This is a genomic window from Paenibacillus sp. QJM3NY_38 (genome assembly GCF_056173265.1).
This window is the reverse complement of the sequence record NZ_CM149665.1, coordinates 496932-509513: the sequence shown is the minus strand read 5'-3', so window position 1 is coordinate 509513 and position 12582 is coordinate 496932. Positions and strand designations below refer to the sequence as shown.

Sequence of the window (12582 nt, the reverse complement as noted above, 5' to 3'; positions counted from 1 at the left end):
AAAGGATGATTTCACGTGCCTAACATGACCGCTGATGCCAGAGCACAAGATTCGCTCCCTAGTGGAACCCGACTTGCACAATGGAAATCTTTCTACCACCGTCTGAAGAAGAACAAAGCAGCCTTATTCGGGGGCTATTTTCTCCTGCTGATGATTCTTATCGCGATTATCGGCCCCCTGCTCACCCAGTATGATCCGACCAAAGTGGATTATTCTACGAAACTGCTGAAGCCGTCCTCTGCCCACTGGTTTGGTACGGACCACAACGGAAGAGATATTTTTACAAGGATTATCCATGGCATGCGTCTCACCCTCTCGGTCGGTTTTATCTCGGTCATCATCGGAGCAGCCTTTGGTGTCGTGCTCGGAATCATCTCCGGCTATTACGGAGGTAAATGGGATGCACTCATTATGAGAATTACCGATGTTATGCTGGCGTTCCCCGGCATTCTGCTGGCTTTGGCGGTTGTCAGCGTCCTTGGAAAAAATCTGTTCAACGTGATCATCGCCGTCAGCATCTTCTCGATCCCCACCTTTGCCAGAGTCGTGCGCGGCTCGACGCTGGCCGTCCGCAAGCTCGAATATATTGATGCCATGCGTTCGCTGGGCGCAAGCGATGGACGAATCATCTTCGGGCATATTTTGCCGAATATCACATCCCCTATCATCGTGCAGGCTACGCTGCGGATTGCCGTCGCTATCCTGACCGCCAGCGGCCTGTCCTTCCTCGGTCTTGGCGCACAGCCGCCGACGCCGGAGTGGGGAGCGATGCTGAATGATGGGCGCAACTATATTATGGATCACCCCCATGTTGCCCTGTTCCCCGGTTTATCGATCGTGTTCGTTGTCATCGCGTTTAATCTGCTGGGCGACGGCTTGCGAGATGTTCTTGACCCGAAAATGAAAAAATAATGAAAGGAGCTGCCGGGCCATGCTCATCTATTCCATTCGAAGGCTGATTCAGACGATACCCGTTGTCATTGGCGTAACCATCGTTGTCTTCCTGCTGATGCATCTCATTCCGGGAGACGCGGCGCAGGTCATTATCGGGGAAGGGGCACCCAAGGAGCAGGTCGAGAAGATCCGCGAGAACCTGGGATTGAACGATCCGCTGCCGCTTCAGTATTGGAACTATGTCAGCGGCTTGCTGCAGGGGGATTTGGGAGATTCGATCCGCAGCAGCCGCCCCATCGCCGATGAAATATTCAAAAGCCGGTTCTGGATCACCGTCGAGCTTGCCGTGTACTCTACGATCCTGGCCGTATTCCTCGGCATTCTGGCCGGCATCATCTCCGCCGTCAAAAAAAGCTCGCCTGCCGATATTGGCGTCATGTTCATCGCCCTGTTCGGACTGTCGATGCCAAATTTCTGGCTGGGGCTGATGTTGATCCAATATTTTGCCGTCGATTTGGGCTGGTTCCGTCCCTCCGGCTGGGGCACGTGGTCGCAAACCGTCCTTCCCGTGATCACGCTCGGGACCGGCGGCGCCGCCATTATTGCCCGAATGACCCGGTCCAGCATGCTGGAGGTCATCGGCCAGGATTATATCCGAACCGCCCAAGCCAAGGGCGTCCGGGAGCGCGTCATCATCTACCGGCATGCCTTGAAAAACGCCATGATTCCCGTCATTACCGTCATCGGCCTGGAATTTGGCGGCCTGCTGGGCGGGGCGGTGCTGACCGAGTCCGTATTCGCCGTGAACGGCATGGGGCGCTACGTCATCGACTCGATCCGGGCAAGGGATTTTCCGGTCGTACAGGCAACCGTGCTGGTGCTCTCGATCATGTTCGTGCTCGTAAACCTGCTCGTGGACATCTCCTACCGCTACTTCAACAAGCGCATTGATTTCGATTGATTGGCGAGTTCCCGTCTATCGCGGTTTGAGTGTAGACGGACACGTCGGGATTCACTATCTGGCGAAAACCGAGCTGTTTTGCGGACCTGTAACCCACTGATTACTGTAGTCGAGCCGTTTAGGGGCCCATACGGACACAGGATCCGCTAATCGAACATTTGGGGCCTATCGGGACACAAGACCTGGGAGCCCATTCGGACACACGACCGCTATTTGCTGATAATCGACCTATTTTCGTGTACATGCGGACACACGATTCGTTAATGCATCCAAAATCACGGATTACTCCTGGAATTTCTCGCAATAACGGATCTGGTGTCCTCAACCTGCTGCTAAAAGGCGAAGAATTAAGAAATAACGGAACCACGGTCCTCAACTACGCTAATGCAGCCATACTGAGCCGTTTTAAGTCCATACACACCTTCGATGTATAGAAGTTACGGGCCATTGCGGATTTTAAACCCACTAGTTACTGTAATCGAGCCGTTGGGGGAGCCTATTCGGACACACGATCTGCTATTTGCTGATAACCAACCTATTTTCGAGGCTATGCGGACATTTAACCTACTAATTACTGTAATCGAACTGTTTAGGAGCCCATTCGGACACACGATCCGCTATTTACCGAAAACCGATCCATTTGGGAGGCCATCCGGACAGAGGATCCGTTAATGCACCCAAAATCGCGGATCTAGCCCGCAATATCTTGCAATAGCGGATCTCATGTCCTCATACCTCCACTAAAAGGCAGAAAACAAAGGAATAGCGGAACCACGGTCCTCTAATAGCATCAAATATCGCGAATCCAGAACAATCGAGCTGTTGGTGAGTACCATGCGGACGCATGATCGGCTATTTGCTGAAAACGAGCTGTTTCGGGCCGGCAGACATTGGATCCGCTATTTGCTCTAGAAACGAGCTGTTTCGGGCCGCCAGACAAAGGATCCGCTATTTGCTCTAAAAACGAGCTGTTTCGGAGTCCCTTCGGTCACACGATCCGCTATTACGAAAACCGATCCATTTGGGAGGCAATCCGGACAGAGGATCCGTTAATGTACCCAAATTCGCGAATTTAGCCCGTAATAACTTGCAATAGCGGATCTCATGTCCTCATACCTCCACTAAGTGGCAGAAAACAAACAAATAGCGGAACTACAGTCCTCTAATATCATCAAATATCGCTAATCCAGAACAATCGAGCTGTTGGTGAGTACCATGCGGACGCATGATCGGCTATTTACCGAAAAGCGGTCTGTTTCGGGCCGGAAGGCATAGGATCCCCCTGTTTGCTGTAAAAAACGAGCTGTTTTTGAGCCAATTTGGACACATAATCCGCTATTTACCGAAAACCGATCCATTTGCGAGTCCACACGGACACACAATTTCAAAGCCAATTGAAAGCGAAGGGAGCTTAGACAAGATGGAACAGCACACATCAAGCTTGCTTACGATCAAGAACCTGCGAACCTCTTTTTTCACCGAACTGGGCGAAGTGAAAGCGGTGGATGATATCAGCCTAACCGTACGCAAAGGGAGGACGCTCGGGATCGTGGGCGAATCCGGTTCGGGAAAAAGCATTTTGTCCCTGTCCATCCTGCGGCTGATCTTACATCCGGGACGAATCGTCGGAGGCCAAATTCTATATAACGGTGTGAATCTGCTCGAACAATCCGAGCGGCAGATGCGCAAAATAAGGGGCAATCAGATCTCGATGATCTTCCAGGAGCCGATGACATCGCTCAACCCGGTCTTCACCGTCGGTGATCAGATCGCGGAGGCCTACCAGATCCATGAGAATCTGAGCAAGAAACAAGCGATGGACAAAGCCGTTGAGATGTTGAAACTGGTCGGCATTCCCTCTCCGGAAAAAAGAGTCCGGCAATACCCCTTCCAGTTATCCGGCGGTATGCGCCAACGTGTCATGATTGCCATGGCGCTGGCATGCAATCCAGATCTGCTTATTGCAGACGAGCCGACCACGGCGCTTGACGTGACCATTCAGGCTCAAATTCTGGAGCTGATGAAGGAGCTGCAGCGGAAGCTGCAGATGTCGATTATTTTTATCACGCATGATCTGGGCATCGTCGCGGAAACCTGCGATGAAGTAGCCGTCATGTACTGCGGAAAAGTCGTGGAATATACCGATGTACGGACCCTCTTCAAACATCCGAAGCACCCCTACACCATTGGCCTGATGAACTCACTGCCACGGCATGATATCGATAAGGAAACGCTGGAGCCGATTAAAGGCTCGGTTCCAAGTCCCTATGACCCACAGGAAGGCTGCCGCTTTGCCCCCCGCTGTCCCCATGCAGCCAAGCTGTGCTATGACAAACTGCCGGAGCTTCAGGCGCTGGAGGATAACCAGCAGGTCAGGTGTTGGAAATATACCGATCAATGGGAGCCGGAAAGCGAGGTGAACGTTCTGCCATGAGCAAAGAGCTGTTAACGGTAAAAAATCTTAAGCAGTACTTTCCGATCAAGGGCGGCATCCTGGGCCGTACCGTCAACGTCGTAAAAGCCGTTGATGATATTTCGTTCTCCGTACGTGAGGGGGAAACTGTCAGTATCGTGGGCGAATCCGGCTGCGGCAAATCAACCACGGGCCGGGCTATCCTGAGACTGGACGAACCGACCTCCGGCGAGGTGCTGTTCGAAGGAACCGATCTGCTCTCCCTGAATAAAGCCCAGATGAATTGAAGGCGTAAAGACTTGCAAATGATTTTTCAGGACCCCTATGCTTCGCTGAATCCCAGGAAAACAGCGCTGCAAGTGCTGGAAGAAGCGATGGACATTCAGAATGTTGTTCCAAAGAAGGACCGGCGGGGACGGGCCATCGAGCTTCTCGAAACGGTCGGCCTGGCCGCCTATCAAGCCAATCGGTACCCGCATGAATTCAGCGGCGGACAACGGCAGCGAATTGGGATCGCCCGCGCCTTATCCGTGAATCCCAAGCTGATCATCAGCGATGAAGCGGTCTCTGCGCTTGACGTGTCCATCCAGGCACAGGTGCTCAATCTGATGAAGTCGCTGCAAACCGAATTCAAGCTGACCTATCTGTTTATCTCTCATGATCTCGGGGTCGTCCGGCATATTTCAGACCGGATTATTGTGATGTATCTAGGGAAAATCGTGGAAATCGCGGATAAGCACTCCCTCTTCCGGCGCCCGCAGCATCCTTACACCCGCGCCCTGCTGTCAGCCATCCCGACGCTGGATCCCGAGCGCAAGAAGGAACGCATCATTCTCAAGGGGGATGTTCCGTCCCCGATCAACCCGCCTTCCGGCTGCCGGTTTCATACCCGCTGCATGTATGCCACGGATCGCTGCCGATCCGAGGCGCCATTGCTTCGAGAAGTCGATGAGCGCGGAGGCCATCAGGCGGCCTGCCATTATATCCAAGAGATCGCAGCCGGTGCGCTGGAAAAGGTGTAGCTTATACGCCCCGAACGGATAACGGCACCTCTCTATAAAAGAGAAAAAAGCGAGAGCCAAGATCTCGCTTTTTCTTTTGCAAAAGTTTAGCCTGCTAACGGAAATCGAAGGATGATCTCCAACCTCCACTAAACCACTTTCATCGTGGCAGCTTCTCCCACCTCGCTTGGGATCATGTTTTTACGTCTGTAAATGGAGAGGAGCAGGCCGACGGCCGCCATGTCCAGGATTTGGTTCATCCCGCTGTAAGAAAAGAAGGGTGGATCCAATGTAACCCTTGGAAGAATGCCGAGCCCCATGAGGAGCGGCCATAGCAGTCGAAATCCAAAGACAACGATGAGTAATACAGCGATATGCTTCGCATAAGAATCCTTGTGAACCGTAGAAATATTCCATAGTCTAGCGAGGAACAGCAGAATCAGTACGCCAACCACACCCCCGAACAACCAGCCGAAGCAATAGATGAGGTATGGAAATACGTTATCATATAGGACATATGGAATCTTCGGTGTGGCTTGACCAAAACCTTGTCCAAACCAACCCGCTGCTTGGATAGCATCTGCGTTATTCCCCATATACCACATTTCTTTGGCTGAAGGGTTCATAAATTCCCTCCACCGTAACAGTAAATGATCTGTCCGGGTGCAGAGGAAAATAACTAATCCTGCAAATGGCAGCGCGGCGATCATAACGAATTGTTTCATGCTTATACTTGTTCTCCATGTCAAAATTAGGAACCCGATTACATAGATATACGTGTAGATAATAGAGCTGCTCATGCTATACAAAACTACAGGGAATACTCCTCGATAGAGAATGTTCAATACCGTCTCCCACCGTCCCCACTGACTAACAGGCTTCATCCCTGCCAAAGCGAGCAGAAGCGGTATCAAGGAGAACGTGATGATATTGACTCCAATGGGACCTATGCTGAGATAGTCAGCGCTCATATCGTGCAGTTCTCCATATACCAATGAAATGACCATTAGAATAACAATAAGGAAAAACACAGGGGCCGAGTATTTTTTCAGCTTCCGATAATCCAGAAAATAAAAAACTATCAGCAATAAAACTCCGATTCCGAAGTAAAACAACTTCCTCTCGACTAGGCTAACGGAATACCTTTCATCCGCGTAATAAACACTCAACATACCAACCAGTCCAATGATTAAGAACAGGGCCAGCATAACGAGCAGCTTCCAATCCAACTGTGGCCGATGAGCTAAATGCAGGCTTTTGCCGATATCCCCCGGATCCCCCATTTGTTTCACCGCTTCCTGTACAGCGAACTCTTCCGGGTGCCCCTCCAGCATCAACAGTTCGGCCCGATCCTCAATATGACCCAACAGTTCCTCTCGAATCTCGGGATGCATTTGCCTCGTGCGCACTTGCTTGCACACATGGTCCAAAAATTGCCGGACAACCATGTTTTCCTCCATTTGCCGCATGTTATTCCTCCTTGACCAGAATGTAAATTATCGTCTGAACTCCATAAGTTTGATGGCATAGCCTTGAATATAGATAGGGGGTATTAGTTAAAAAGTGAAAATTTTTACAGTCTAATATGATAAAAAAAGATAACTCTCCTCAAGATGGATGCGGTGCTCAATCATACCTCGGATGAACATCCGTGATGTATTGAATCCATTCCTCCCGAGCTAATCGGAAGAGAGTTATCTGGTCATCTATGTGTGTTAAAAACAGCAGGTGTTGTACCGATAAGTCTGTCCCATTAAAATATAGGCTGCCTAGATATAGACCATTCAACTAAGCTACCTTCATGGGAGCCGTTTCTCCCACCTCGCTTGGGATCATGTTTTTGCGTCTGTAAATGGAGAGGAGCAGGCCGACGATGGAAAAATCCAGCATGTTGTTGACGCCGCCATACGAGATAAAAGGGAAATCCAGGCTCACAATGGGTACCACTCCCAGTCCCATCAGGATCGGCATAAGCAGGCGCAGCCCCATGACCACAAAGACACCGGTCACGATATTTTTCCCGTAGGAATCATGAAGTACATTGGATATGCTCCACATTCTGGCGAGGAACAAGAGCACGACCATTCCGACTACAATGCCAAACAACCAGCCGAAGCAATAAATCAGATAGGGGTATATGGAGTCGCTATACACGTACGGGATCCCCGGATTCGGCGCAGCAAAGCCTTGCCCGAACCAGCCGGCAGAAGAAACGGCATCCGCGATGACCCGCATGAAATAACCGCCGTCTCCCTCACGGTCTGCAAGGCCCTCCAGTCTCCACATGAGGTATACTCTTTTTGTAAACAAGATATAGGCTAACCCAATGAACGGCAGCAGCGTTAGCACCGCAAATTGTTTAATGTTCCTTTTTGTCGTCCAGATCAGTACCAGGAATCCTAGCAAATAGATGAACATATATACCATCGATCCACTCATGCTGTATAGTACGATCGGCAGCGCACCTCGATACAAGATGTGAAATCCAGTCTCCCATGGCCCCCACTGACTAGCAGGCTTCATGCCTGCCAAGGCTATAAGGAGAAAAAAAACAGATGCTACACCGAGCATGGGGACTGCTATTGGACCGAAATCCAAGAAAATCGTTAGTCCATTGACGTTAACACCCCGAATCAACGTAAGTGCCATCAGGCATAGCGTGATAAAAAACAAAACCCCGGAGTATTTCTTAAGCTTTCTGTAGTCCAAGAAATAAAAACCGATAAGAAGGACCAAGCCGATTCCGAAGAACCAAGCTTTCCTTTCAAAAAAGTCAGACACGAATTCCGTACCTGAATAATCCACACTCAATGCCCCGAACAACCCAATTATCGAAAGCAAAGCCAGCAAGACAAGCAGCTTCCACTCCATCTGGGGCCGGTGTGCCAGATGCAGGCTTTTGCCGATATCCCCCGGATCCCCCATTTGCTTCACCGCTTCCTGCACCGCAGGCTCCTCCGCATTGCCCTCCAGCATCAGAAGCTCCGTCCGCTCCTCGATATGGCCGAGCAGCTCTTCGCGAATTTCCGGATGCATGGCTCTTGCGCGTACCTGCTTGCACACCCGGTCCAGGAATTCTTGGACAACCTTGTATTGTTCAACCGGTCGCACGCTAGCTTCCCTCCCCGATGACCGTATCCACCGCCGTGCGGAATTTGATCCATTCCTTGGTCTTCTCACGGAGCTGCTCCCTGCCTCGCTCGGTAATCCGGTAATATTTCCGTTTGCGCCCATCATGCTGGCTCCAGGAGGAATCCAGCCAACCTTCCGCCTCCAGCGTGTGCAGAATCGGGTATAACGTACCTTCCTTCATCAGGAACACCCCGTCCGAACTTTGCTCGATCTCCTTGATCAGCTCGTACCCGTACATTTCCCGCTTGTTCAATACGGTAAGCAATAAAATGACGGTGCTGCCTTTCAGCAGCTCTTTGTTAATGCCCATTCCCCTATCACTCCAATACCTAGATAATCTATGTATCGTAAATCTATGTATATGAGTATAAAATACGCATCTCCACAATGCAATGAATATTTTCCAATTATCGGGCGATTCGTCGGATCTGCCTTCTAATCACAAATCGTGACGCTCGTCGCACCTACCTTCCAATCAACAAATCGTGACGCTCGTTGCATCTACCTTTCTACAAGAACAGCCAGCAGTCCCAGAAGAATCTCCCCTGATCGCTCGGGATATGCCAGAATGTACATAAATTTTTCAGTACCACCAAAAAGCCCGGCAGCTTCTGCCGACAGGCTATTCATCAGCTATTCAGTTCTTCACTTTTCAACGGGCTACCGCCTCCACATTCACTATTTGGAGTTAGGAGCTTACAACCTGTCGTTTTGCCCACCCGCCAACCATAAATCGAACCAACATTGATAGGGAGCTCGCGCCTTAATAGCTACCTTTACCTGGTTCTAACCGCTCCTGTAACGTACCTGGCAAAATCCTCCGCATGACGCCGCAGCTTTTCATCCGTCAGTTGCATGGCATTATGAACGGTAAATACCGGCAAGTAAATCGCGCCCACCAGGCTCGCCGTCACTTCATAGGGCCGGGTTAGCTCTTCTACCGTGTAGCGGTTGTATCCTTCGCTGCCATAGGCTTCCGCGGCTCCGCCGGTCGTAACGGCTATGCCCCACTCTTTTCCATGGAGCTTGCCCCCGCCGGGACCATACGCCCATCCTAAGGTCAGCACCTCGTCGAACCAATGCTTCAGAAGGGGCGGAGAGCTGTACCACCAAAAAGGGAATTGAAACACGAGGCGGTCATGCTGGAGCAGCAATTGATGTTCGGCCTCGATATCGATGTGTCCATCCGGATACCGATGATATAGGTCATGCACCGTCACCTCATGATGATGTCTCACCGTTTCGATTAGTTCGCGATTAATCCTTGATCCCTCATACAGACCCGGATGTGCAACGATTACCAGTGTTCTCATGTATGGTCCCACCTTTTTTTGTCTCGTATATGTATACAAAAGGTATCAAGCCCAGATAGCGCCCGAATATGAGAAAAGTCACAGGTAGCGTTATCGGTCTGTGATACTGTAGCAAGGAACATAGCGGGCGGAAAAAGTACGCCAAGGGAGGAGAATGAGGACGTGGCCCTTGTTATTCAAAATGTCAGACTGGCCCATCGCATCTATCGACTTACCGTTCAAGGCAGCTATTCGGCACGAATGGGACAGTTCTTCATGCTTCGCTGCTGGGATGCCTATCCCGTGCTGTCACGACCGATCAGCATCCATAATCTGACGGAGGACTCCGTTTCCTTCTTATATCGCGTGCATGGAACTGGCACATGGCTGCTGTCAGCGCTTCAAGCGGGTGACAAGATTCAGCTGGAGGGGCCCTTCGGGCAAGGATTCCCCGAACCCCAAGGCCGGACGGCACTGGTAGGAGGCGGCATTGGAGCAGCCCCGCTGCTGCTGGCAGCGAAGGAAATTCCTGAATCCAGCGTCTATCTGGGATATACCGGGGTGCCCTTCGCGGTCAACGGATTTCACGAAATCAGCCGCAATGTCACCGTCAAATCCGGCGGCACCATTGTAGATGCCGTGGACCCGAGCCGCTATGACACGATATTCGCATGCGGACCGGTTGCCATGATGTACAGTCTGGCCCAAAAAGCGGAAGGTACCAATGCCAAACTCTACGTCTCCATCGAGAAGCGAATGGGCTGCGGCATCGGGGCTTGCAACAGCTGCACGTTAACCTCCGCTGGCTCAAGCCGCAAGGTATGCACCGATGGCCCCGTATTTCCGGCGAAGGAGGTGAACTGGAATGATCTCCATCGATTGTGAACTGGCGGGCGTACCGCTGGCGAACCCGATTTTGGCGGCATCGGGTACGTTCGGATTCGGCAAACCGTATTCGGATCTGTATCCGCTTCGCAAGCTTGGAGGTATAATCTCCAAGGGATTGACCCTGACTCCACGATTCGGGAATTCAGGAACACGGCTTTATGAAACGCCATCCGGCATCATGAACAGCATTGGCCTTGAGAATCCGGGCATCCACGCTTTTCTGGAGCATGAATTATCCGAGATGACCTCGCACGGGACGGCAGTCATCGTCAATCTTGGCGGCGGCACCATACGGGAATACACGGAGGGCGCCGAGCTGCTCACCGAAGCCAGCCTCAAGTTACGGTCATCCGGCAAACGAGCCGTCGACATGATTGAGCTCAACATCTCCTGCCCCAACATCAAGGAAGGCGGGCTGGCCTTCGGCGTTGAGAATGAGCAGGCTCAAGAGGTGGTTCGCGCAGTCCGGAAAGCGACCACGCTGCCGCTGTTCGTCAAGCTCTCTCCCGGTGCAAGGGATTTGAAGGAAATGGCACGCATGTGTGAAACCGAAGGCGCTGATGGTCTTTCGCTCATCAATACGATCCAAGCGATGGCGATTGATATTCGGGAACGTCGCAGCGTTTTTGACAGAGCCTACGCCGGATTGTCGGGACCGGCAATTAAGCCGATAGCGCTCCGCATGGTCCATCAGGTGGCACGGTCGGTATCCATCCCGGTTGTTGGAATCGGCGGAATCAGCAGCGCCGAGGACATCCTCGAATTCATCATGGCAGGTGCGGCAGCCGTACAGATCGGAACCTACAACTTCATCAACCTGCGCGCAGGCGATACCCTGGCCGAAGAACTGATGGAATTGATGGAAAGCGAAGGCATCCATTCGCTGGATGACATTCGAGGCATTATCTGACCCATGGTGCTTCATGTGCAATCGACGGGAATCAACTCGAACATGAAGCACCGACACTGTTTGTGATTTTTTTCACCGATAACTATTCCTTTTAAGAATAAAATGAACTCAAGAACAATATTTGTGAAGAAATTCACAAAATTATAGGAGGAAACCAGAATGAAAAGGACACTCTCTCTATCCCTCTCTGTCATGTTGATGTTTGCGCTGCTCGTAGGCTGCGGAGGCAACGGAGACAAAGAGCCTGTCACTACGGACAAACCGGCAGAAAGCCAAAACACGGATACCACAACTAATGCGGAACAGCCTGCACAAGAAGGAAACCTGCAGGACGGCTTATATTACGCTGAAGGCGAGTTTGCCGAAGACTCCGGCTGGAAGGAACTTGTTGCCATTAAGGTCGAAGGCGGCAAGATCGTCAGCGCCAACTGGAACGGACTTCATAAGGACGGCGGCTTGGACAAAAAGACATTTTCCGAAAAAGGCTTCTACGGCATGAAGGAAAAAGGCGGCGCTCAAGCGGAATGGCATGAGCAGGCAGCCAAAATGGAGGAATACCTCGTGGCTCAGCAGTCGGTTGAAGGCTTGACCTTAAACGACGAAGGCCGCACGGATGCCGTATCCGGGGTATCGATCCATGTCAACGGATTTACACAACTGGCAGCAAAAGCGCTGGCGGCGGGACCTGTTGAAGCAGGACCGTACAAAGACGGCAGCTATCACGCAGAAGGGGCTGATTTTGACGCTAAGTCCGGCTGGAAGGAAACCGTCGACGTTACCGTTATTAACGGCAAGATCGCCGCTGTCAGCTGGAACGGCATCCATAAAGACGGCGGTACCGATAAAGTTACCCGTTCCAAATCCGGTGAATACGGCATGAAGAACGGCGGAGCTCAATCCGAATGGCATGAACAGGCTTATCAAGCCGAGCAGTATTTGATTGAAAAACAAGATCCGCAAGCCATCGTAACGGCGGAAGACGGCAAAACCGATGCCATCTCCGGTGTGTCGATCCATGTCAACGGATTTGTAGAGCTGGCAACGAAAGCACTCGAAGGCGCCAAATAAGCACAAGAGTGATAGATAGAAGA

10 protein-coding genes and 1 pseudogene are annotated in these 12582 nt (G+C 51.4%); 7 read left to right on the top strand and 4 right to left on the bottom strand.

The features are described 5' to 3' along the window. Positions 1-15: 15 nt before the first annotated feature. From nikC to AC0VZ8_RS02265, 4 genes and pseudogenes are all read left to right on the top strand, one after another. Positions 16-912 carry a nickel transporter permease gene (gene nikC / locus AC0VZ8_RS02280; protein ID WP_475485924.1) on the top strand — a complete coding sequence of 299 codons (897 nt, stop codon included), beginning with the start codon at positions 16-18 and terminating at the stop codon, positions 910-912. A 19-nt stretch (positions 913-931) separates the two neighbouring features. Next, positions 932-1855, top strand: coding sequence for an ABC transporter permease (locus AC0VZ8_RS02275; RefSeq protein WP_012818632.1), 924 nt, complete (start codon positions 932-934; stop codon positions 1853-1855). A gap of 1420 nt (positions 1856-3275) precedes the next feature. Beyond that, on the top strand, positions 3276-4289 hold the full coding sequence (locus tag AC0VZ8_RS02270; protein ID WP_475485923.1) for an ABC transporter ATP-binding protein: 1014 nt from the start codon (positions 3276-3278) through the stop codon (positions 4287-4289). Next, positions 4286-5290: pseudogene (locus tag AC0VZ8_RS02265) on the top strand (ABC transporter ATP-binding protein). The gene AC0VZ8_RS02270 and the pseudogene AC0VZ8_RS02265 overlap by 4 nt, the downstream one beginning before the upstream one ends. A gap of 128 nt (positions 5291-5418) precedes the next feature. Here AC0VZ8_RS02265 and AC0VZ8_RS02260 read toward each other — a convergent pair. The 4 genes from AC0VZ8_RS02260 to AC0VZ8_RS02245 all read right to left on the bottom strand — a co-directional run bounded on the left by AC0VZ8_RS02260 (position 5419) and on the right by AC0VZ8_RS02245 (position 9714). After that, a complete protein-coding gene (locus tag AC0VZ8_RS02260; RefSeq protein WP_475485922.1) occupies positions 5419-6738 on the bottom strand; it encodes an FtsW/RodA/SpoVE family cell cycle protein in 1320 nt (439 codons plus the stop codon). 319 nt (positions 6739-7057) lie between these two features. Then, entirely contained in the window at positions 7058-8380 is a 1323-nt protein-coding gene (locus AC0VZ8_RS02255; RefSeq protein WP_475485921.1) for an FtsW/RodA/SpoVE family cell cycle protein, read from the bottom strand. A gap of 1 nt (position 8381) precedes the next feature. After that, complete coding sequence (locus tag AC0VZ8_RS02250; protein WP_475485920.1) at positions 8382-8711, bottom strand: PadR family transcriptional regulator; 330 nt, start codon at positions 8709-8711, stop codon at positions 8382-8384. A 466-nt stretch (positions 8712-9177) separates the two neighbouring features. Next, complete coding sequence (locus AC0VZ8_RS02245) at positions 9178-9714, bottom strand: NAD(P)H-dependent oxidoreductase (protein WP_475485919.1); 537 nt, start codon at positions 9712-9714, stop codon at positions 9178-9180. A 162-nt stretch (positions 9715-9876) separates the two neighbouring features. Between AC0VZ8_RS02245 and AC0VZ8_RS02240 the strand changes: the two genes are divergently transcribed. The 3 genes from AC0VZ8_RS02240 to AC0VZ8_RS02230 all read left to right on the top strand — a co-directional run bounded on the left by AC0VZ8_RS02240 (position 9877) and on the right by AC0VZ8_RS02230 (position 12559). Further along, positions 9877-10578: a dihydroorotate dehydrogenase electron transfer subunit gene (locus AC0VZ8_RS02240; protein WP_260066709.1), complete on the top strand. Its 702-nt coding sequence runs from the start codon at positions 9877-9879 to the stop codon at positions 10576-10578. Then, positions 10559-11491 carry a dihydroorotate dehydrogenase gene (locus AC0VZ8_RS02235; protein ID WP_475485918.1) on the top strand — a complete coding sequence of 311 codons (933 nt, stop codon included), beginning with the start codon at positions 10559-10561 and terminating at the stop codon, positions 11489-11491. Before AC0VZ8_RS02240 ends, AC0VZ8_RS02235 begins: the two co-directional genes overlap by 20 nt. 159 nt (positions 11492-11650) lie before the next feature. Then, positions 11651-12559, top strand: a complete 909-nt coding sequence (locus AC0VZ8_RS02230) for an FMN-binding protein (RefSeq protein ID WP_475485917.1) — start codon at positions 11651-11653, stop codon at positions 12557-12559. Positions 12560-12582: the final 23 nt, after the last annotated feature.